Consider the following 22,928-nt stretch of genomic DNA (forward strand, 5'->3'; position numbering starts at 1 on the left):
CGCAACAAACGGTTTGTCCGGGCAATCGGACAGGCCGTTTGTTTTTAAGAGCTTGGATGCAGCAGCGGCGATTCGTCTTGCAGGCCGCGAAATGAGCGGTTTTCCCTCTCGGAATGTTATGATACCGGGCTATTGCGGGCAAATTTGCCTGCCTCCGTCAAACTCTGTGAAATTGTAGATAACGTGCGCTTAAATTCCATTAAATTGTCAGGATTCAAGTCTTTCGTCGATCCGATGAATTTCCAGGTGCCGGGACAGCTGGTGGGCGTGGTGGGCCCCAACGGTTGCGGCAAATCCAACATCATTGACGCCGTGCGCTGGGTGCTGGGCGAATCGAAAGCTTCTGAGCTGCGCGGCGAGTCCATGCAGGACGTCATTTTCAACGGTTCCACCAACCGCAAGCCGGCCGGGCGCGCTTCCGTCGAACTGGTGTTCGACAACGCGATGGGCAAGGCTGCCGGCCAATGGGGCCAATACGCCGAAATCGCCGTCAAGCGCACGCTCACGCGCGACGGCACCTCGTCGTACTACATCAACAACCAGGCGGTGCGCCGCCGCGACATCCAGGACATCTTCCTCGGCACCGGCCTCGGCCCGCGTGCTTACGCGATCATCGGCCAGGGCATGATTTCGCGCATCATCGAAGCGCGTCCCGAAGAGCTGCGCATCTTCCTCGAAGAAGCCGCCGGCGTATCGAAGTACAAGGAACGTCGGCGCGAAACCGAAAATCGTCTGCACGACACGCGCGAAAACCTGACCCGCCTGGAAGACATCCTGCGCGAGCTCAACACCAATCTCGAAAAGCTGGAAGCGCAGGCTGCGGTGGCCAAGAAGTTCAACGAACTCACCGGCGATCAGGAAGAGAAGCAAAAGCTGCTCTGGCTGCTGCGCAAGAACGAAGCCAAGGCCGAGCAGGAAAAATTCTTCCGCGAAATCGAACGCGCGCAAATCGATCTGGAAGAACAGACCGCCAAGCTGCGCCACGTCGAAACCGAGCTGGAACACATGCGCCAGGCCCATTACGGCGCCGGCGATCGCTTGCATACGGCGCAAGGCCATCTGTACCAGACCAATTCCGAAATCGGCAGCCTGGAAGCGCAGATCAAGTTCGTCATCGAATCGCGCAACCGCCTGCAATCGCAACTCAATTCGCTCACTGCGCAACGCGACCAATGGCAGCGCCAGGGCACGCAGCACCAGGACGACCTGGCCGAAGCCGAGATCCAGCTTGAAGAGCAAGGCATGCGCGTCGAGCAGGCGCAGCAAGCCGTGCAAGACGGCAACGACAAGGTGCCGACGCTGGAGCAGGCATGGCGCGAAGCGCAACTCAAGACCACCGAGTCGCGCGGCAAGATCATGCAGATCCAGCAGCAGATCGAACTGGAGTCCGCGCATCAGCGCAACGCCTCCAACATCCTGGCCGGCCTGGCCGTGCGCCGTGAACGCCTGGCGCAGGAAAAGAGCGGCCTGAACATGCCTGACGACGCGCACTTGTCCAACCTCAAGTTGCAGCTGGAAGAAAAACAGGCCTCGCTGGAAGAAGCTTCCATGTACCTCGAAGAGGCGCAGGAACAGCAGCCGAAGCTGGAAGAAGAGCGCCGCACCGCGCAGGAACTGGTCAGCAAGGAAACCTCCGAGCTGGCGCAACTGGAAGCGCGCCAGTCGGCGCTCAAGCAATTGCAGGAAAGCGTGCAGACCCAAGGCAAGGTGCAGCCGTGGCTGGAAAAACATGAACTGGCCAACCTGCCGCGCCTGTGGCAGAAACTGCATATCGACGCCGGTTGGGAAACCTCGCTGGAATCGGTGCTGCGTGAGCGCATGTCGGCGCTGGAAGTGTCGAACCTGGACTGGGCCAAGGCCTTCTTCAACGACGCGCCGCCGGCCAAGCTGGCGCTGTTCGCGCCGAATCCGACGGCTGCTCCCGCCGAACCGGCGCCGAACGGCCTGAAGCCTTTCATCAACCTGCTGCAACTCAACGATCCGGGTTTGCGCACGCTGATGCAGGACTGGTTGCATAACGTCTTTATCGCCGACGACACCGCCAGCGCGTTCGTCGATCGCAGCAAGCTGCCCGCCGGCGCCTTCTTCGTGACCAAGCAAGGCCACGTGGTGAGCCAGTCGAGCGTGCGTTTCTATGCCTCTGATTCGGAGCAGGACGGCATGCTGGCGCGCCAGCAGGAAATCGAAAACCTGACCAAGCAGCAGCGCGCCCAATACATGCTGGCAGAAGAAGCCAAGTCGCGTGCGGTACGCGCCGATGCCGCCATGACCGGCGCCACCCAACGCCTGCAGGAGCTGCGCCAGCGCGTGGCCGGCCTGACCCAGGCGGTGCACAGCCTGCAGATCGAAGTGATGAAGCTGTCGGAAGTGCAGGAGCGCTTCAACCAGCGCAGCACCCAGATCGTCGCCGACCTCGCCGAAATCGAAATGCAGGAAGTCGAACAGCAGCAGATCAAGGCCGAATCCGAAGCCAAGTTCGAGCAGCTCGACATCGAGCTGGCCGAACTGCAAGAGTCGCATGAAAACGGCCAGACCGATTACCTGAGCAAGGAACAGCAGCTCAACGACGCACGCCTGCGCTTGCGTGAACTGGAGCGCGCCGCCCAGGAGGCCGAGTTCTCCGAGAAGTCGCAACGCAACAAGATCGACGAGCTCAAGCGCAGCATCGCCACCGCGCTGGAACAAGCCGCGCAATTGTTTGCCAGCATGCAACAGGGCAGCCTGGAACTGGAAAGCCTCGACGATCAGGCCGCGCAAGCCGGCTTGCAATCGTTGCTGGACAAGCGCACCGACCAGGAGCGCGCGCTGGCCGACGCTCGTCACGAACTCGATCAGTTGTCGCAACAGCTGCGCCATCACGAAGAAGCGCGCTTGCAAGCCGAACGCAGCTTGCAGCCGCAGCGCGACCGCATCACCGAGCTGCAGCTGAAGGAACAGGCTGCGCGCCTGAACCAGGAGCAGTTCACCGAAGCGCTGGCCAACACCCAGGCCGACGAAGCGGCGCTGGCTGAAAAGCTTACCGACGACATGCGTCCTCCCTACCTGCAAGGCGAAGTGACTCGCCTGACCAACGCGATTGCCGCCTTGGGCGCGGTCAATCTGGCGGCGTTGGACGAGCTGGCGACCGCCTCCGAGCGCAAGAATTTCCTCGATGCGCAATACGTCGATCTCAACGAAGCGATCACCACGTTGCAAGACGCCATCCACAAGATCGATATCGAAACCCGCGGCTTGCTGCAGGACACTTTCGACAAGGTCAACGGCCACTTTGCCGAACTGTTCCCGATCCTGTTCGGCGGCGGCCAGGCCAAGCTGACCATGACCGGCGACGAGATCCTCGATTCCGGCGTGCAAGTCATGGCGCAACCGCCCGGCAAGAAGAACGCCACGATTCACCTGTTGTCCGGCGGTGAGAAGGCGCTGACCGCGACTGCGCTGGTGTTCTCGATGTTCCAGCTGAATCCGGCGCCGTTCTGCCTGCTGGACGAAGTGGATGCGCCGCTCGACGATGCCAACACCGAGCGCTTCTGCAATATGGTCAAGCGCATGTCGTCGAACACCCAATTCCTGTTCATTTCGCATAACAAGATCGCGATGGAAATGGCCAACCAACTGATCGGCGTGACCATGCAGGAGCAGGGCGTGTCGCGCATCGTGGCGGTCGACATGGAAGCGGCGGCCAACTTCACGTCGGAGGTGCAGGCGGCTTAGGCCGTCTGGTTTTTGCATGCCGCGCGCTAGCTGCGAATTTCGGCGCTGATGCGCCGTTTTTCAGCGGCCGGACAGCTTGACAAGCCAAAGGGGGAACACTACCCTGAACAGCTTGTCATACAAGGGCTTTAGCGGGACTTCAGCGCTGCTGCTGCAAAGCGATCCAGACAAAGAATAACAAGACGGTAATGGCGGACCCGGCGTACTTTTGCTGCTGTACGAATGGTTTCAGGAAGCAATTGAACGACGTGTTCCGCCGACTCTCAGGAATCCACAAAGACCAGTTATGACCCGTTTTATCGAACTGAACACAGTTGATGTCCGTCGCGCCGCCCGCCAGGGCAAGGTCGCAGCGGCTGCAGCAGCTGCGACTCTCTCAACCACCGTAGTGAAGGCCGGCGCCGGTTATGCCGCAGCGCGCCTCGCTTCCAAGAAAAATTCCAGGGTGCATTCGGCATGACAGACCTCCAGACCAGCCTGATCGTCATCGGCGGCGTGATCGTCGTGGGCGTGATTTCCTACAATAAATGGCAGGAGCACAAGACGCGCAAGACCGTCGAGCGCGCGTTTTCGTCGGATCACGACGATGTGCTGATGAACGCCGACAGCACGACGCCACCGCTTTCCCCGACCAAACCGACTGCCGAGAGTACGCCGGCCGCAGCCGCGCGGCAGTCGTTCCAGACTGCTCCTGTCCAGTCTGCGCCCGCTGCCAAGTCGCCGCTGTCGATGTACGACGACGATGACCGCGTCGAGCCCGAGCTTTACCAGATGCCGGAACGTCGGCCGCAAATGCCGGCGCCTGAGCAGCAGCCGATCACGCCGCCGGTGACCGAAGCCGATCTCGATACGCCGGTCGAACCCTACCTGTCGATCGATACGCCGCTCGACAGCCATGACGACTATCTGGCCGATCCGCTGAACGTAGATAACCTCAACACCGACCTGAGCCACGTCGAAGCCACGCTCAACGACACCGAGATGTTTGCCGGCGAGCAAGCGGGACAAGCGGGACAATCGCTCGCAGCGCCGCAGCGCGAATTGCCGGTCGACGAGCTGGTGGACTGCATCATCCCGATCGCGCTGGAAGTTGCCGTGCGTGGCGAAAAGCTGTTGCCCGGCGTGCAGAACCTGCGCCACGTCGGCAACAAGACCGTGAATTTCGTCGGTCGCACGACAGAAGGCGAATGGGAGCCGATTGGCCACGGCAGTTCCTACAATGCCTTGCTGGCCGGTGTGCAACTGGCCAATCGCAATAACGGGCTCAACGAACTTGAATATTCCGAACTGATCGTGCGTCTGCGCGAGTTCACCGACGCGATCGGCGCCGAGCCCGAAATCCCCGACATGATCGATGTGATGAAAACGGCGCAAGCGCTGCACCAATTCGTCATGGATCACGACGTCCAGCTGGGCGTCAACGTGCGCTCCAATGGCGCGCCGTGGAACGTCACCACCTTGCTTGCGGCATTGACCCGCCAGGGTTTCGATCGTCGCACCGACGGTCATCTGGTGATGCAGGACGGCGAGGGCGAAGTGTTGTTCTCGATGTCGACCAACGTCACCGGCGCGGCGGAAACCACCGATCGACTCACGCTGTTGCTGGACGTGCCGCGCGTCGGCCCGGCTCGCGACGGCTACGGCGCCATGATCGCCTGCGCGCGCTCGCTGGCCATGCGTCTGGGCGGCACCGTGGTTGACGACAGCGACCAGTTGCTGTCGGATGCTGCGCTGAGCGATATCGCCGAGCAGGTCGGCGCGTTCTACAGCGCCATGGAATCGGCAGAAATCCCGGCCGGCTCCAAGCGCGCGATGCGCCTCTTCAGTTAAGCTTGCGCGCTACTTTTTGAGCGCTCCTACCATGCACCCAGATTCACATTCAGCACCCGCAGCGCCAGGCGACTGGCGTACGCGGGCGGCTTGGCTCAAGGCGGCGTTGAACCGTCACAACCACGCCTACTACGTCCTCGACAATCCCAGCATCCCCGACGCCGAATACGACAAGCTGTTCCACGAGCTGCAGGGGTTGGAGCTCGAACATCCCGAACTGGCTACCAGCGACTCGCCCACCCGGCGGGTCGGCGGTGCACCGTTGCCGCAATTCGAGCAGGTGCGTCACGCGATCCCGATGCTGTCGCTGGGCAACGGCTTCGACGATGAAGACATCGTTGCCTTCGACAAGCGCGTCAAGGACGGCCTGTCTTCCGAGACCGAGATTGCTTACGCCACCGAACTGAAGTTCGATGGTCTGGCCATCAGCCTGCGCTATGAAAACGGTGTGCTGGTCGGCGCCGCCACGCGCGGCGACGGTACTACCGGTGAAAACGTCACGGCCAATATCCGCACCGTGCGCGCGATTCCCTTGCGCCTGCATGGCGACACGGCGCCACAGGTTCTGGAAGTACGCGGCGAAGTGCTGATGTACAAGAACGATTTCGCCCGCCTCAACCAGCGCCAGCGCGACGCCGGCCAGAAGGAGTTCGCCAACCCGCGCAATGCCGCAGCCGGCAGCCTGCGCCAGCTCGACTCGAAGATCACCGCGCAGCGCACCTTGCGCTTCTTTGCCTACGGCATCGGCGTGCTGGAAGGCGTCTCCATGCCGCCGTCGCACTCGGCGCTGCTCGACTGGTATTCCGAACTGGGCCTGCCGGTCTGCAAGGAACGCGCGGTGGTGCAGGGCGCCGAAGGTTTGCTGAAGTTCTACCACGGCATCGGCGCCAAGCGCGCCGAGCTGCCCTACGAAATCGACGGCGTGGTCTACAAGGTGGATCGTCTCGACCAGCAGCAGCAACTCGGTTTCGTGTCGCGTGCGCCGCGTTTTGCGCTGGCGCATAAATTCCCGGCGCAGGAAGCGCTGACCGTGGTGCAAGGCATCGAAGTGCAGGTCGGCCGCACCGGCGCCATCACACCCGTTGCGCGACTGGCGCCGGTGTTCGTCGGCGGCGTGACCGTTACCAACGCGACATTGCACAACGAAGATGAAGTGCGCCGCAAGGATATCCAGATCGGCGACACCGTGATCGTGCGCCGCGCCGGCGACGTGATCCCGGAGGTAGTCGCTTACGTGCCTGAGTCGCGGCCGGCCGATGCAAAACCATTCGACATGCCGAAGACTTGTCCGGTATGCGGCTCCGAAATCATCCGTCTTGAGGACGAAGCGATTGCACGCTGTTCCGGCGGCTGGGTCAAATGCTCGGCGCAACGCAAGGGCGGCCTGCAGCATTTCGCCTCGCGCCGCGCGATGGATGTCGAAGGCCTGGGCGATCAACTGATCGAGCAACTGGTCGACAAGAACATCATCACCACGGCGGCTGATTTGTATCGGCTTGGCCTGACGGCGCTGGCCGAACTCGATCGCATGGCCGAGAAGTCGGCGCAGAACGTGCTCGATGCATTGGAAAAATCCAAGTCGACCACGCTGGCGCGTTTTATCTACAGCCTCGGCATCCGTCACGTCGGTGAAGCGACTGCGAAGGAACTGGCGCGCCACTTCGGCAACATGGATGCGGTGCTGGCGGCGAACGAGGAACAACTGCTGGAAGTGGCCGATGTCGGTCCGGTGGTGGCGCGCTCCATCGTCAGTTTTTTCTCCGACGGTCTGAACGTCGAACTGGTGAATCAGCTGCGCGCAGCCGGCATCCATTGGAGCGAAGGTGCAGGCATCGAGATCCAGGCCAAGACGCTGGCCGGCAAGACCTTCGTCCTGACCGGCACCTTGCCCACGCTCACGCGCGACGAGGCGGCGCAGATGATCGAAGCGGCCGGCGGCAAGGTCAGCGGCTCAGTGTCCAAAAAGACCGGTTACGTGGTGGCCGGCGCCGACGCCGGCAGCAAACTGACCAAGGCCGAAGAACTCGGCATCGCCATCCTCGACGAAGAAGGCTTGCAGGCGCTGATCAAAACCGGTCCGGAAGACAGTACGGCAAACGTTCCGGAAACGCCCGCCGCAGAATAATCGGCGATACTGGACGATAATGACGCCATGCATCATGGGTCCGGCGTCCGGCGCCACGTGAATACACTCAATATGTTATCGGGAGTTGCAATGAGCAAGAGAATCAAGAAAGCCGTATTTCCTGTCGCCGGCCTGGGCAGCCGCTTCCTGCCTGCCACCAAGGCGCAGCCGAAGGAAATGCTGCCCATCGTCGACAAGCCGCTGATCCATTACGCGGTGGAAGAAGCGGTCGCGGCGGGCATCACCGAGATGGTGTTCATCACCGGCCGCAACAAGCGCGCCATCGAAGACCATTTCGACAAGGCCTACGAACTCGAAGCAGAACTGGAAGCCGCCGGCAAGCAGCAATTGCTGGACATCGTCCAGAACGTGATTCCAAAAAACGTCACCTGCATCTTCATCCGTCAATCCGCGCCGCTCGGCCTGGGACACGCGGTGCTGTGTGCACGTCCGGTGGTCGGCGACGAGCCTTTCGCCGTGCTGCTGGCGGACGATTTCATGGACGTCGGTCCGGGCCAGAAGCCGGTCATGGCGCAGATGACCGAAGTCTACGAGCGCGAGGGACTGAGCCTGCTGGCCGTGCAGGACGTGCCGCGCAGCGACACCAAGCAATACGGCATCGTCAGCGCCACCGCGTACCAGCCCAACCTGGAGCGGGTCAACGGCATCGTCGAAAAGCCGGCGCCGGATGTGGCGCCGTCGACGCTGGCGGTGGTCGGTCGCTACGTGCTGAATAACCGTATTTTCGAGTACCTCGAAACCATCGGCAAGGGCGCCGGGGGCGAGATCCAGCTGACCGACGGCATCGCCGCGCTGATGCACGCGCAAACCGTGCTGGCGTATCGCTACGAAGGCCAGCGCTACGATTGCGGCTCCAAGCTCGGTTATCTCAAGGCGACGGTCGCGATGGGCATGAAGCATCCGGAGACCGGTGCGGCATTTACCGAGTACCTGAAGCAACTTGGCGTGAACGCCTGAGCCAGGACAGGGCAAGAGGACCGACATGGCTATTCGTGAAATTCTGAAAATGGGCGATCCGCGCCTGCTGCGCCAGGCTGAGCCGGTGCAGCAATTCGGCACGCCGGAGATGGATACGCTGATCGCCGACATGTTCGAAACCATGCGCGCCGTCAACGGCGCAGGCCTGGCGGCGCCGCAAATCGGGGTCAACCTGCAACTGGTGATTTTCGGTTTCAAGAAGAACCAGCGCTACCCCGATGCACCCGAAGTACCGGAAACCGTGCTGATCAATCCGACCCTGACGCCGTTGAGCGACGAACAGGAGGAGGGTTGGGAGGGATGCTTGTCGGTGCCGGGTCTGCGCGGGGTGGTGCCGCGCTGGAGTCGCTTGCGCTATGAAGGCATGGACGAAAAGGGCAATCGCATTGATCGCACTGTCGACGGTTTTCACGCGCGCGTGGTGCAGCATGAATGCGATCACCTGATCGGCGTGCTGTATCCGATGCGGATCAAGGATTTCACGCGCTTCGGCTTCACCGAAATCCTGTTTCCCGAACTGGATCCGAACGACGACGATTGACTCGACCAAATCGATCAAATCGATCAAGCCGGACCAAAAGAAAATCGCGTATGAAGCCTGACTTCATACGCGATTTTTCATGGCGGGTTACCGCAAGCTGGGAGGAGCGGTTCAGCCTTCCGCGACGCGCTTGCCGATATGCGCCAGCGCTTCTTCGATCTGGTCGATCAGGATCAGGCACAGATCGCCGTCCTTGAGCGACGCCAGCGCCGTATCGATGGCAAGAAATTCACCAAAGACTTCCTTCGTCACCGTCGTGCGGCGCGCATTGGTCAGGCCCTGGCGCAACAGCGCCAGCACTTCGCCGTCGGCGCGTCCGCGCTGGCATTGATCCTGGTACAGCACGACTTCGTCGAAGGCGTCGCCGAGGATTTCGGTTTGCTGGCGGATGTCGATGTCGCGGCGGTCGCCGGCGCCGCTGATGACCACCGAGCGACGCTTGGCGGGAATGCTTTCCACGGCCTTGACCAGCGCGTTGATGGCGTCCGGATTGTGACCGTAGTCGGCGATCACGGTGGCGCCGCGATAGTCGAACAGGTTGAAGCGGCCCGGCGCGGTGCCGACGTCGCTGATGAAGGTGCGCAAGCCTGCGCGCACGATGTCCCAGTCAAGACTCAGGGCCCATGCTGCACCGACTGAGGCCATGGTGTTTTCCACCTGGAAGCCGATGCCGCCATTGCGGGTCAGCGGAATATCCTTGAGCGCCAGGTGGATTTCCCGATCGCCTTGCGCCGCCACGATGTCGTCGCCGTCGCGGAAGACCACGCGATGGCCTTGGGCGCGATGCGTCGCCATGATCGGATGGGTCGGATCAAGCGCAAAGAAGATCACTGCGCCGGGGCAGGATGGCGCCATGCTCGACACCATGGCGTCGGCGGCGTTGAGCACTGCGTAGCCGGTCGGCGCGACGTTCTCAACAATCACGCGTTTGACCACGGCCAGGTCTTCGACCGTGCTGATGTAGCTGAGGCCGAGATGGTCGCCCATGCCGATGTTGGTCACCACGGCAACGTTGCAGCGGTCGAAGCCGAGGCCTTCGCGCAGCACGCCGCCACGTGCGGTTTCCAGCACGGCAGCATCGACGTCGGGGTGGAACAGCACGTTGCGGGCGCTGCGCGGACCGCTGCAGTCGCCGGTGTCGGTGCGTTGATTGTCGATGTAGACGCCATCGGTGTTGGTCATGCCGACGCGCAGGCCCTTTTGCGCCAGCAGGTGCGTGATCAGGCGCACGGTCGTGGTTTTGCCGTTGGTGCCTGCCACTGCAACGAGCGGGATGCGCGCATCGTCGCCATCGGCGAACATGGTCGAGATGATGGCGTCGCCGACTGCGCGGCCCTTGCCGTAAGAAGGGCTAAGGTGCATACGCAGACCGGGAGCGGCGTTGACTTCGACGATACCGCCTTCCTGCTCTTCCAGCGGCGCGTGCACGCTGTTGCAGACGATGTCGACGCCGCAGATGTCAAGACCGACCATCTGCGCCGCAGCCACTGCGCGCGCGGCCAGTTCCGGATGGACGTCGTCAGTGACGTCGGTGGCGGTGCCGCCGGTGGACAGGTTGGCGTTGTTGCGCAGGACGATGCGGGCGCCTTGCGGCGGGATTGATTCGGCGTCGTAGTTTTGCTTGGACAGCGTCGCCAGCGCGATGTCGTCGAAACGGATCTTGGTCAGAGAAGTCGCGTGACCGTCGCCGCGCAGCGGATCGCTGTTGACCGTGTCGACCAGTTGGCGAATGGTGTGTACGCCATCGCCGATGACTTGCGGCGGATCGCGACGGGCCGCAGCGACCAACGTCTTGCCGATCACCAGCAGGCGGTAGTCGTGGCCGGGCAGGTAGCGTTCGACGATGATTTCATCGCTGATTTTGACGGCGGCGTTGAAGGCGGCGACGATTTGTTCGCGGCTGCTGATGTTGACGGCGACGCCTTTGCCCTGATTGCCGTCACGCGGCTTGATGACGACCGGCGCGGCGATTTCCTGTGCCGCGGCCCAGGCGTCCTCGACTGTTTCCACCACGCGCCCGTTCGGCACCGGCACGCCGGCGGCGTTGAGCAGCATCTTGGTCAGTTCCTTGTCCTGCGCGATCGATTCGGCGATGGCGCTGGTATTGCTGGTCTCGGCGGCCTGGATGCGTTTCTGGCGGCTGCCCCAGCCGAATTGCACCATGCTGCCGTCGGTCAGGCGACGGAAAGGGATGCCGCGCTTGACTGCAGCGGCGACGATGGAGCCGGTGCTGGGGCCGAGACGCACGTCTTCGTCCAGTTCGCGCAGGCGCGCCAAGGCATCGGCCAGATCGAAGGGCTTGTCGTCGAGGGCGGCGTTGCACAGTTCCTGAGCCAGCTCGAAGGCGAGGCGGCCGACGGCTTCTTCGCTGTATTCCACGATGACCTGATACACGCCCGCTTCAACGGTGGGTACGGTGCGGCTGAAGGTAACCGGGCAACCTGCCTGGGATTGCAGGCCCAGCGCGGCGGCTTGCAGCGCATGCGCCATGGAGACGGCCTTGACTTCGCCGGCCGGTTGCAGGAAGCCGATGTGCGGGAAGCGCGCGCGCAGGCGCACTTCAAAACCGGGCATGCCTTCGATGGCGCGCTCGACCTCGGGGCACGAGACGATGGCTTCGATCGCAGTGTGCCTGCTCCAGAGGTTAGGGCCGCGCAGTACGCGAATACGTGAAACGTCCATCAACAAGTCTTCCTGAATGTATCTGTTTTAAGTTTCTTGACCGGAGTCCGGCCTTGCTTTGGTCTGCTTTGAAAAGCTGCGCCTCAGGCCGTCTGCGCCTTGCGTTTCTTGCCTTGCTCTTCCGCCTGCTCGGTGCCGAACAATTCGATGCCCGCGCGGATCAGGTCGGCCGTGATGCCCAGAGCCCAGGTTGCAGCGACTGCAGCCAGCACGTTCTCGATCTGGAAGCCGACGGCGCCGCCGCCGGTAATCGGGATTGCGGTCACGGTGCTGACGCGGACTTCCTTGTCGCCGGTGGCCTGGATGACGTCGCCGTTGCGGACGAAGACGCCGCGCTTGCCTTGCTTCAGGTGTTCGGTCATGACCGGCGCCTGGCTGTCGACTGCAAAGAAAATCACTTCGCCGTCGCACAGGCCGGCCATGTCGGCGACCAGCGGATCTTCGGCATTGAGCACGGCGACGCCGTTCGGCAGCACGACGTCGACCTGGGTGCGCTTGACCTTGGTGGCCAGTTGCTCGGCGTTGTCGATGTAGTACTCGGGCAGGCTGTCGGCCGGATCGATGTTGGTGACCACGCCGACCTGGCAGCGGTCGTAGGCGAGGCCTTCGGAGAGAATCGAGACGCTGCCGTTTTCAAACACGGCGGCTTCGACGGCGCGGTTGAGCAACACGCGATGTGCGGCGCCCCAGTTGGCGCGATTGCCTTTTTCGACAAGGCGCTGGCCGAGGTACAGGCCGTCGCCGCAAGCCAGGCCGACATGCTTGCCGCTGAGGTCGATGATGCGTGCGACCAGGCGGGCGATGGTGGTCTTGCCGTGGGTGCCGGTGATGCCGACGATAGGGATGCGGCCTGTGTCTTCCGGCTTGAACAGGTGTTCGACGATGGCCTGGCCGACCGGGCGCGGCTTTCCTTCGGAGGGTTTCAGGTGCATCAGCAGGCCGGGGCCGGCGTTGACCTCAACGATGGCGGCGCGCTGCTCGTCGAGCGGACGGGAAATGTCTTCGGCCACCAGGTCGACGCCGGCGATGTCGAGCCCGACCACGCGCGCCGCCAGCGCTGCCGTCGCGGCGACGCTGGGGTGAACCTGGTCGGTGACGTCGATGGCAACGTTGCCATTGCGGAGCAACAAAACCTTTTTGCCGTTTGGCGGTACGGAATCTGCGCTCAGGCCCTGGCGTTCCAGTTCAAGCCGGGCTGCCGGCTCGCGGTCGAGAATGACCGGATTCAGGGGGTGTTCTTCCAGGTCGCCGCGGCGCGGATCCATGTTGACCACGTCGATCAGTTGCGAAATGGTCGAGACGCCGTCGCCGACGACGAAGATCGGTTCGCCGCGTGCGGCGGCGGCCAGCTTGCCGCCGACGATCAGCAGGCGATGTTCGTTGCCGCGGATGAAGCGTTCGACCAGCACGCTGCTGCCTTCTTCGAGCGCGGCTTTATAGGCGGTTTCAACTTCAGCTTGGGTGTTCAGGTCGATGAAGACGCCGCGGCCGTGGTTGGCGTCGGACGGCTTGACGACCACCGGCAGGCCGATGTCTTCGGCGGCTTCCCAGGCATCGGCCGGGCTGTCGACGATGCGGCCTTCCGGAATGGCGACGCCGCAGGATTGCAGCAGTGTCTTGGTCAGGTCCTTGTCGCGCGAGATGCTTTCGGCGATGGCGCTGGTCTGGTCGGTCTCTGCGGTCCAGATGCGGCGCTGCTTGCAGCCGTGGCCGAGCTGGACCAGGTTGCCTTCCGACAGGCGGATCGACGGGATGCGGCGCTCGTCGGCGGCGTCCACGATACAGGCGGTGCTGGGGCCGAGACACAGAGAATCGACCATGTCGCGCAGTTTTTCGATGGTCGCATCGACGTCGAAAGGCTTGTCTTCGATCGCGGCCATGACCAGGTCGCGACCGGCGTAGAGGGCGGCGCGTGTGACTTGTTCGTGACGAGCGCGGACGACGACTTTGTAGACGCCGCGCGTGGATGTTTCACGTGCCTTGCCGAAACCGCCGGGCAGGCCGGCCAGATTTTGCAGCTCGAGCGTGACGTGTTCCATGATGTGGCCGGGCCAGGTGCCTTCTTTCAGGCGCTGCAGGAAACCGCCGCGCTCGCCGTAGCTGCAGCGGTGTTCGACCAGCGAAGGCAGCCAGCCGGTCAGGCGTTCATTGAAGCCGGGAATGATGTTCGACGGAAAATCTTCCAGTTCTCCGATGTCGATCCAGACCTCCAGCGCAGGGCGATAGGTCCAGATATTGGGGCCGTGCAACGGGAGGATACGGAGAAATTCTATATTTTTCATGAGTAAGCAGTTGTGCCGCTAAGCGTTGTGCGTTCTGTCGATCCAGGCATGATTCAAGAATGAATAACGCATTAAGCGCCGATTGGTTTACTTCCGTATCAACAAAATGCGAGCGCTACCATCGGCCTGCGACTGTTTTTGCAGGATTTTCTTATACTTCGTTCCACATTTGTCCCAGCCCCTTCCCATAAGTTGCCGGTATACACAATATGTAACGATATTGTCTCAGACTGTTTGCGGTCTTGCATGCAAAAAAATCAGGAAATCGTCAGGGTTCGCAGTCAAACCGGCGCTTTGTTTGTCATCGCAGGAGGGGCGCCGCGCGTTGTCGGGGTGGCAAACCCTTGCGATATAATATGCGCGGCATAGATTGTCGGCAAAAAGTTGCCAGCAAAACCATTCCTCACTGTCCGCACAGGACAAACATGCCGTTCAGATGAATAGAGAATCCCTCATCCCAAGCTCCTCCAATTTGCCCGCGCCGTGGCGCGCGGAAGCGCAAGCCCAGCTGGCGCCCGAAGAAAAGATCGTCGCCTGGCTCGAGCTCGACCTCGACGCCACGCTGAAATTCAGCCGCGGCATGATTGTCGCCACCGACCGTCGCCTGCTCGCCAAGGACAATGACAACGAAGGCTGGACCGCTTGGGAATACCGTGTCGGCCTGGCGCTGAAGCACCATGACCACGCCGGCGTCGGCAGTCTCGAGTTGCAAGACGGGCAGTCCCGGTTGGCTTTCTGGCGCTACACGCTGGCGCAAAATCCGCAGGCGCTGCGCCTGATCAACCAGTTCGACCAGCAACGCGACGCCCGGACTTCCGGCCAGGCCGCAATGGAAGAAGAACTGGATGTTTGCCCGCAATGCAAGGCGCCGATCCCGCAGGGCCAGGAAACCTGCGCCATCTGTCCGGAAGCCAAAGAGGCGCCGCCGTCGACCTGGGCGCTGTTCCGGCTGACGCGCTTCGCCAAACCGTACAAGGGATCCTTGCTGCTGGGTTTCCTGCTGACGCTGGCGTCCACCGCCGCGACGCTGGTGCCGCCGTACATGACGATGCCGCTGATGGACAACGTGCTGATTCCGTTCCAGAACGGCGCGCCGCTGGATTCCCATCTGGCCGGCCTGTACCTGAGCGGTCTGCTCGGTTCTGCCATGGTCGCCTGGATACTGGGCTGGGGCCGCACCTACATCCTCGCGCTGGTGAGCGAGCGCATCGGCGCCGACCTGCGCACCACGACTTACGAACATCTGCTGCGGTTGTCGCAGGAATACTTCGGCGGCAAGCGCACCGGCGACCTGATGGCGCGCATCGGTTCCGAGACCGATCGCATCTGCGTGTTCCTGTCGCTGCATCTGCTGGACTTCATCATCGATGTCCTGATGATCATCATGACGGCGGTGATCCTGATTTCGATCAATCCCTGGCTGGCGCTGGTGACCTTGCTGCCGTTGCCGTTCATTGCCTGGATGATCCATGTAGTGCGCGATCGCCTGCGCCACGGTTTCGAGAAGATCGACCGCATCTGGTCGGAAGTCACCAACGTGCTGGCCGACACCATCCCGGGCATCCGGGTAGTCAAGGCCTTCGCCCAGGAAAAGCGCGAAGCGGCCCGCTTCAAGGAAGCCAACCGCCACAACCTGGTGGTCAACGATCGCGTCAACAAGATCTGGTCGCTGTTCACGCCGACGGTGACCATGCTGACCGAAATCGGCCTGCTGGTGGTGTGGGTCTTCGGCATCTGGCAGGTTTCGCATAACCAGATCACGGTCGGTGTACTGACCGCGTTCCTGGCGTACATCAGCCGTTTCTATACGCGTCTGGATTCGATGAGCCGAATCGTATCGGTCACGCAAAAGGCGGCTGCCGGCGCCAAGCGGATCTTCGACATCCTTGACCACGTGTCGAGCGTGCCTGAACCGGCCAATCCGGTGCACATCGAAAAAGTGAAGGGCGCCATCGAGCTGCGCAACGTCGGCTTCCGCTACGGCAATCGCTCGGTCATGCGCGGCGTCGATCTGTCGATCGCGCCGGGTGAAATGATCGGCCTGGTCGGTCACAGCGGTTCCGGCAAGAGCACCATGGTCAATCTGATCTGCCGTTTCTACGACGTATCCGAAGGTTCGATCCGCATCGACGGCGTCGACATCCGCTCGCTGCCGATTTCCGAATATCGCCGCAATATCGGGCTGGTGTTGCAGGAGCCGTTCCTGTTCTTCGGCACGATCGCCGAGAATATTGCCTACGGCAAGCCGGAAGCGACGCGCGCCGAAATCATCGCGGCCGCGCGCGCCGCGCATGCGCATGAATTCATCCTGCGCCTGCCGCATGGCTACGATTCGCTGGTGGGCGAGCGCGGCCAAGCCTTGTCGGGCGGCGAGCGCCAGCGTATTTCGATTGCGCGCGCGCTGCTGATCGATCCGCGTTTCCTGATCCTCGACGAAGCAACATCTTCAGTCGATACGACGACCGAAAAAGAAATCCAGAAGGCGCTCGACAACCTGGTGCAAGGCCGCACCACGATCGCGATTGCGCACCGCCTGTCGACCTTGCGCAAGGCTGATCGCCTGGTGGTGCTGGATCGCGGGCAGGTGGTCGAGGTCGGGCCGCATGAAGAATTGATGGCAAAGCAGGGCGCCTACTATCGCCTGTATCAGGCGCAGGCGCGTAATCCCGAAGCCGAGGTGTCGGGTAGCGAAGAGAAGGACGACGAATGATGACTACGAACGCCGGCACCCATAATTTCACCTTGCATCGGAACAGTTTCGGCCGCCTGGTCTTCGTCGACGCGGAAGGCGTCACGCATGAAGGCGCAATTCCCGTGCGCGCTTTCCCGATCGGTGCGCCTGATGAAGGCATTGCTCTGGTCAGCGCCGATGGCCATGAACTGGCCTGGATCGAACTATGGTCGGACATCTCGCCGGAACTGCGGGTCATCATCGAAGAAGAACTGGCCGCGCGCGAATTCATGCCGCAGATCAGCCGCATCGTCGGTGTCTCCAGTTTCGCCACGCCGAGCATCTGGGAAGTGGAAACCAATCGCGGCAATACCTCGTTCACGCTCAAGGGTGAAGAAGATATTCGCCGCCTGCCCAATTCGGCTTTGCTGATCGCCGACAGTCACGGCATCCAGTTCCTGATTCGCGACATCAAGGCGCTGGACAAGCACGGCCGCAAGATTCTGGACCGCTTCCTGTAAAGCCGGCAGGCAATAAAAAACGGCTGCTTCCGTATCGGTCGCAGCCGTTTTTTTATGCCCAAAGCTTTTCAGAATTGCTCGTCAGGGCGCAGGTAACGCCATTCCCCCGTTGGCAAGTCGCCGAGCTTGACGCCGCCGATGCGTACGCGCTTGAGGCCGACGACTTTCAGTCCGACCAGTTCACACATGCGACGGATCTGGCGCTTCTTGCCTTCATTGAGGATGAAGCTGAGCTGATCCTCGTTTTGCCAGCGCACCTTCGCCGGTTTAAGTGCTTTGCCATCCAGCGACAGGCCGTGGTTGAGTCGTTTGAGGTCGCTGTCGGGCAGCTTGCCCGGCTTGGTGTACTGCACGCGCACCAGGTATTCTTTGTCGACGCTGGTGTCTTCGCCGATCAGTTGCTTGGCGATGCGGCCGTCCTGCGTCAGCACCAGCAAACCGACCGAGTCGATGTCCAGGCGACCGGCCGGCACCAGGCTGCGCAACTGCGTCGGATGGAATTGCGTGTCGACCTGGTCTTCCTTCCAGCGCGTGGCGGCTTCCACCAGAGCGACCGCAGGTTTGTAGCCGTCTTCAGCCTGGCCGCTGACGAAGCCCATTGGTTTGTTGATCAGGATGGTGACGCGCTTGGATTGCTCCGCAGCGGCCTGGCGCTCGACGCTCACGCGCTGGTGCGGCAACACCTTGCTGCCGAGTACCGAGACCACCTGGCCGTCGACGCGGACCCAGCCTTTTTCTATCCATTCGTCGGCCTCCCGGCGTGAACAGAGGCCGAGTTCGGACATGCGTTTGGACAGGCGTACGGGTTCAGTCATGATGGATAAGCTAGGTGAAAATCTGGTTAAGTAAAGTGAAAAAAAGCCAACAGGGGGAAACGCCATAACAGCAGCGCATGCCAGCTATCAGATACGCAGCGCCTTGAGCAAATCGGTTTCCAGCATGATCTGGTTGCGTGGATGGTTGAGCGCCGCACCGTCGACCAGGAACACGTCTTCGACACGCTCACCGAGCGTCATCACCTTGGCGGTGTGCAGGTTGATCTTGTACTTGGCGAGAATGTTGGAGATCGTGTAAAGCAGGCCGTTGCGATCGTTGGCCGACACCGACAGCAGGTAATACTGGCCGCGTTCATCCGGGCGCAGGTCGACCGACGGATTGATCGGAAAGGTGCGCGACAGGCGCGACAAGCGACCCTTCGCCGGCGTCGGCAGCGGACTGTCGGATTGCAGCAAATGCGCCAGCTCATGCTCGATCAGGTTGATGATGTCGCGGTAATTCTTGGCGAACACCGGGGCGCTGATCAGGAAGGCGTCGAGCGCGTAATTGGTCTTGGTCGTGTGGATCTTGGCGTCGAGAATGCTGAAGTTCTTTTCATCGAAATAGCTGCAGATGCGTGCGAACAGATCGGGCTGGTCCGGCGTATATACCGCGACTTGCACGCCTTCGCCGATCGGCGCCAGGCGGCATTTGACGAGCGGCACCTTGCTGTCCATCTTGTCGTAGAACGAGCGCGTCTGCCAGGCGATATCGGATGCATCGAGGCGCAGGAAGTAGGCGACGTCGAGCTGGCGCCAGAAGTTTTCATGGGCATCGGCAGGCAGGCCGTACAGGCGCAGCGTCTTGATCGCTTCCTGCTGGGTGTTCTTGAGTTCGCGGTCGGCCGACGGCGCTTCGCCGCCGAGCACGCGCAGGGTCATGCGGTACAGGTCTTCCAGCAGCTTGCCTTTCCAGGCGTTCCAGACCTTCGGGCTGGTGCCGCGGATATCGGCCACGGTCAGCAGGTACAGCGCGGTCAGGTGGCGCTCGTCCTTGACCGAATCGGCGAATTGCTGGATCACGTCGGGGTCCGACAAGTCCTGTTTTTGCGCCACTTGCGACATGCTCAGGTGATGTTCGACCAGGAACACCACGAGCTCGGTGTTCGCTTCCGAGATGCCGTGCTGCACGCAGAACTGGCGTGCATCGGCCATGCCCAGTTTGGAATGATCGCCGCCGCGGCCCTTGGCGATGTCGTGGAACAGCGCTGCCACATACAGGATCCACGGTTGCGCGAAGTTGGCCATGAGCTGGCTGCAGAACGGGTATTCATGCGCATGCTCGCTCATCGTGAAGCGGCGCACATTGCGCACCACCATCAGGATGTGCTGGTCGACCGTATAGACGTGGAACAGGTCGTGCTGCATCTGGCCGACGATGCGGCGGAAGTTGGGCAGGTAGCGGCCCAGCACGCTGGTCTGGTTCATCCCGCGCAGCGCGTGCATGATGCCGCGCTTGCCTTGCAGGATCTGCATGAACAGCGCGTGGTTGACCGGATCGGCGCGGAAGGCGTTATCGATCTTGAAGCGCGCATGCCACAGCGCCCGCATGGTGCGCGCCGACATGTCCTTGAGTTCCTGATGCTGGGCCAGCACCAGGAAGACTTCCAGCATGGCCGACGGGGTGTCTTCGAAAACGTTGTCGTGGGCGATGTCGAGGAAGCCGTTGAGTTCGTTGAAGCGCTCGTTGATCTTTTGCGGGATGACGTCCTGCGGGAACAGTTGCGCTTCGATGTTTTGCAACAGGATCGTGTTGAGCTGCGTGACCGCCTTGGCGGCCCAGTAATAGCGCTGCATCAGGTATTCGCTGGCGCGGCGCGTGTCCGTGCTCTTGAAGCCGAAACTCTCGGCGATCGGGGTCTGGATATCGAACACCAGCCGGTCTTCGCGGCGGTTGGTGTAGATGTGCAGGCGGATCCGGATGTCCTTGAAGGCGCGCTCCTTTTGCGTCAGCTGGCGCGCTTCGGTCGCGGTCAGCAGGCCGCGCTGGGCCAGTTTGCTCCAGGAATCTCCCAGGCCGGCCGCCTTGGCCACCCACAGGATCACCTGGAGGTCGCGCAGGCCGCCCGGGCTTTCCTTGCAGTTCGGTTCCAGGCTGTAGGGCGTGTCTTCGTATTTGACGTGGCGCTGGCGCAGTTCCAGGGTTTTTGCAAGGAAAAAGGCGCGCGGATCCATGGCGGCCTGGCATTTCACCTGGAGCAACTGGAACAGCGTCTTGTTGCCGGTCACCAGCCGCGCTTCCAGCAGGCTGGTCTGCACCGTGATGTCGGCAGCCGATTCGCTCATGCATTCGTCGATGGTGCGGATGCTGTGGCCGATCTCCAGGCCGATGTCCCAGAACAGCTGCACCAGCGATTCCAGTTTTTCCTGCATGGCCTTGCCGGGTGTTTCGTCGAGCAGGATCAGCACGTCGACGTCGGAATGCGGGAATAGCTCGCCGCGGCCATAGCCGCCGACCGCGACCAGCGCGATATCGCGCGGGAGATCGCATTTGTTCCACGCTTCGGTAAGTGCAGCGTCGACATTGCGGCGCAGTTGCGTCAACAGATGGTCGGTCTTGCCGTCAGCCTGGAATGCCTCGATGGCTTCCTGGCGCGATGCTTTGAGTTGTTTTTTGAGGATGACGGCAAGGGAGGGCATAGAAATCCGGTCGATGGATCGGGCAAATCAGGCGAGAGCAGGGGCCGCTTGCTGGATGAAGGCCGGAGGCGCAGGCATGCCGGGCGATACCGTCAGCACTTCGAAACCGGTTTCGGTCACCAGCACGGTGTGTTCCCATTGCGCCGACAGGCTGCGATCCTTGGTCTTGATGGTCCAGCCGTCGCCCATTTCGCGGATTTCGCGGCGGCCGGCGTTGATCATCGGTTCGACCGTGAAGATCATGCCGGCTTCGAGCTTTTCCAGTGTGCCGGGGCGGCCGTAGTGCAGCACTTGCGGTTCTTCATGGAAGACCGTGCCGATGCCGTGGCCGCAAAACTCGCGCACCACGCTGTAGCCGGCTTTTTCCGCATGCTGCTGGATGACATGGCCGATGTCGCCCAGATGCGCGCCCGGCTTGATTTTGGAAATGCCGAGCCACATGCATTCGTAGGTAATTTCAGTCAGGCGGCGTGCCAGGATCGACGGTTCGCCGATGAAAAACATGCGGCTGGTGTCGCCGTGGTAGCCGTTCTTGATCACCGTGATGTCGATGTTCAGGACATCGCCGTTCTTCATGACCTTGTCGCCCGGGATGCCGTGGCAGATGATGTCGTTGAGCGAGGTGCAGATTGCCTTCGGGTAAGGCGTATAGCCCGGCGGGCAGTAGTTCAGCGGCGCCGGGATGGTGTCCTGCACGTTGGTCATGTACTCGTGGCACAGGCGGTCAAGTTCGCCGGTAGTGGTGCCGGCCTTGACGAAGGGCGCGATGTAGTCGAGCACTTCGGCGGCCAGTTTGCCGGCCACGCGCATGCCTTCGATATCTTCGGCGGTTTTGATGGAGATGGAGCCCATAAAGTTTGTCGCAGTTCGCTAAAAATCGTTAAGTAGAGATTATAGACGAGGGGCGGCGGTTCTGTCGGCGCGGATTGGCTGCACGGAACGGGCAAAAGCTAATGAAAACAATGCTTTCGGCGCTTGAATGGATTCTCCGGATGAGGTAGAATGCTCGGCTAACTTGAGTCGCTAAGGTTGGAAAGCGAGTTTTTGCAGCTTCGGACGAATGTTTTTGGTCGTTTGATGTAAATCTTGCTTCGGTGAAATAAGTGATGAAGTAACCAAGTTGTTGTTAATTTTGAATCGCGAATCCGTTCGCAAAGGGTGTCCGGGCAGCAGTTGATCTGTCCTCCCGGATGGCCGAATGGATTCCAGACCTAACCCTGGAGAAATTTATGTCCGTAACTATGCGCGAAATGCTGGAAGCTGGTGTCCACTTCGGTCACCAAACACGCTTCTGGAACCCAAAGATGGCCCCGTTTATCTTCGGTCATCGCAACAAGATTCACATCGTCAACCTGGAAAAGACCCTGGGCATGTATCAGGAAGCGCTGAAGTACGTGCGCCAACTGTCGTCCAACCGCGGCACTATCCTGTTTGTCGGCACCAAGCGTCAAGCACGCGACACCATCGCCGCTGAAGCGCAGCGCGCAGGCGTTCCTTACGTCGACCAACGCTGGTTGGGCGGCATGCTGACCAACTTCAAGACCATCAAGACATCGATCAAGCGTCTGAAGGACATGGAAGCCTCCATCGCTGACGGTTCCAATGAAAAGCTGAGCAAGAAAGAAGCCCTGCTGTTCAGCCGCGAACAAGAAAAGCTGCAAAAGGCAATCGGCGGCATCAAGGATATGGGCGGCATTCCTGACGCCATCTTCGTGATCGACGTCGGTTACCACAAGGGCGCCATCACTGAAGCCGCCAAGCTGGGCATCCCGGTTATCGGCGTGGTTGATACCAACCACTCGCCAGAAGGCGTGACTTACATCATTCCAGGCAACGACGATTCCGCCAAGGCAATCGCTCTGTACGCTCGCGGTGTTGCTGACGCGATCCTGGAAGGCCGTGAAAATGCGGTGAACGAAGTTGTCGAAGCCGTCAAGAACGGTGGCGACGAATTCGTTGAAGTGAACGAACAGGCTTAATTTGCCTGCAGCGCCCGTGGAGGTACATCCGCGGGCGACAAGAAAAGGGGTAACAGCGAGAGTTAGCGCAGTTCGCCCCTTTTTTTTGAGTAAATTGATCGAATTCCCGATGTGGCGTCCCCGATGACGGCA

The 22,928-nt window shown here is 61.3% G+C and carries 14 protein-coding genes; 9 read left to right on the plus strand and 5 right to left on the minus strand.

Going from position 1 to position 22,928, the window contains the following annotated elements; all coding sequences use genetic code 11:
* Positions 1-183: 183 nt before the first annotated feature.
* From smc to def, 6 genes are all read left to right on the plus strand, one after another.
* Positions 184-3,711 carry a chromosome segregation protein SMC gene (gene smc, locus DXT88_RS10780; RefSeq protein ID WP_265213299.1) on the plus strand — a complete coding sequence of 1,176 codons (3,528 nt, stop codon included), beginning with the start codon at positions 184-186 and terminating at the stop codon, positions 3,709-3,711.
* 286 nt (positions 3,712-3,997) lie between these two features.
* Complete coding sequence (locus DXT88_RS10785; protein WP_265213301.1) at positions 3,998-4,171, plus strand: hypothetical protein; 174 nt, start codon at positions 3,998-4,000, stop codon at positions 4,169-4,171.
* Positions 4,168-5,541 (plus strand): cell division protein ZipA C-terminal FtsZ-binding domain-containing protein, encoded by a 1,374-nt coding sequence (locus DXT88_RS10790; RefSeq protein ID WP_265213302.1) that lies wholly within the window; start codon positions 4,168-4,170, stop codon positions 5,539-5,541. Before DXT88_RS10785 ends, DXT88_RS10790 begins: the two co-directional genes overlap by 4 nt.
* A 31-nt stretch (positions 5,542-5,572) precedes the next feature.
* Positions 5,573-7,666 (plus strand): NAD-dependent DNA ligase LigA, encoded by a 2,094-nt coding sequence (gene ligA, locus DXT88_RS10795; protein WP_265213303.1) that lies wholly within the window; start codon positions 5,573-5,575, stop codon positions 7,664-7,666.
* Positions 7,667-7,756: 90 nt separating this feature from the next.
* Entirely contained in the window at positions 7,757-8,644 is an 888-nt protein-coding gene (galU, locus tag DXT88_RS10800) for a UTP--glucose-1-phosphate uridylyltransferase GalU (RefSeq protein WP_265213304.1), read from the plus strand.
* A 25-nt stretch (positions 8,645-8,669) separates the two neighbouring features.
* Complete coding sequence (gene def / locus DXT88_RS10805) at positions 8,670-9,206, plus strand: peptide deformylase (protein WP_265213305.1); 537 nt, start codon at positions 8,670-8,672, stop codon at positions 9,204-9,206.
* A 111-nt stretch (positions 9,207-9,317) separates the two neighbouring features.
* Here def and cphA read toward each other — a convergent pair whose 3' ends face one another.
* Positions 9,318-11,888 (minus strand): cyanophycin synthetase, encoded by a 2,571-nt coding sequence (gene cphA, locus DXT88_RS10810; protein ID WP_265213306.1) that lies wholly within the window; start codon positions 11,886-11,888, stop codon positions 9,318-9,320.
* Between the two features lie 83 nt (positions 11,889-11,971).
* On the minus strand, positions 11,972-14,170 hold the full coding sequence (locus DXT88_RS10815; protein WP_265213307.1) for a cyanophycin synthetase: 2,199 nt from the start codon (positions 14,168-14,170) through the stop codon (positions 11,972-11,974).
* Positions 14,171-14,606: 436 nt separating this feature from the next.
* Here DXT88_RS10815 and DXT88_RS10820 point away from each other — a divergent pair, with 436 nt between their 5' ends.
* On the plus strand, positions 14,607-16,880 hold the full coding sequence (locus DXT88_RS10820) for a cyanophycin metabolism-associated ABC transporter (RefSeq protein ID WP_265213308.1): 2,274 nt from the start codon (positions 14,607-14,609) through the stop codon (positions 16,878-16,880).
* Positions 16,877-17,362, plus strand: coding sequence for a cyanophycin metabolism-associated DUF1854 family protein (locus DXT88_RS10825; RefSeq protein ID WP_265213309.1), 486 nt, complete (start codon positions 16,877-16,879; stop codon positions 17,360-17,362). Before DXT88_RS10820 ends, DXT88_RS10825 begins: the two co-directional genes overlap by 4 nt.
* 68 nt (positions 17,363-17,430) lie before the next feature.
* On the opposite strand, the gene DXT88_RS10830 is transcribed toward DXT88_RS10825, so the two are convergent.
* The 3 genes from DXT88_RS10830 to map form a co-directional block, all read right to left on the minus strand.
* A complete protein-coding gene (locus tag DXT88_RS10830) occupies positions 17,431-18,177 on the minus strand; it encodes a pseudouridine synthase (RefSeq protein ID WP_265213311.1) in 747 nt (248 codons plus the stop codon).
* A gap of 87 nt (positions 18,178-18,264) precedes the next feature.
* Entirely contained in the window at positions 18,265-20,817 is a 2,553-nt protein-coding gene (locus DXT88_RS10835; RefSeq protein WP_016832599.1) for a [protein-PII] uridylyltransferase, read from the minus strand.
* Positions 20,818-20,844: 27 nt separating this feature from the next.
* Positions 20,845-21,669, minus strand: a complete 825-nt coding sequence (map, locus tag DXT88_RS10840) for a type I methionyl aminopeptidase (protein WP_265213314.1) — start codon at positions 21,667-21,669, stop codon at positions 20,845-20,847.
* Positions 21,670-22,046: 377 nt separating this feature from the next.
* On the opposite strand from map, the gene rpsB reads away from it, so the two are divergent.
* Entirely contained in the window at positions 22,047-22,796 is a 750-nt protein-coding gene (gene rpsB, locus DXT88_RS10845; RefSeq protein ID WP_016832597.1) for a 30S ribosomal protein S2, read from the plus strand.
* Positions 22,797-22,928: the final 132 nt, after the last annotated feature.

It is taken from the genome of Herbaspirillum lusitanum (genome assembly GCF_026127345.1).
GTDB lineage: Bacteria > Pseudomonadota > Gammaproteobacteria > Burkholderiales > Burkholderiaceae_D > Herbaspirillum > Herbaspirillum lusitanum.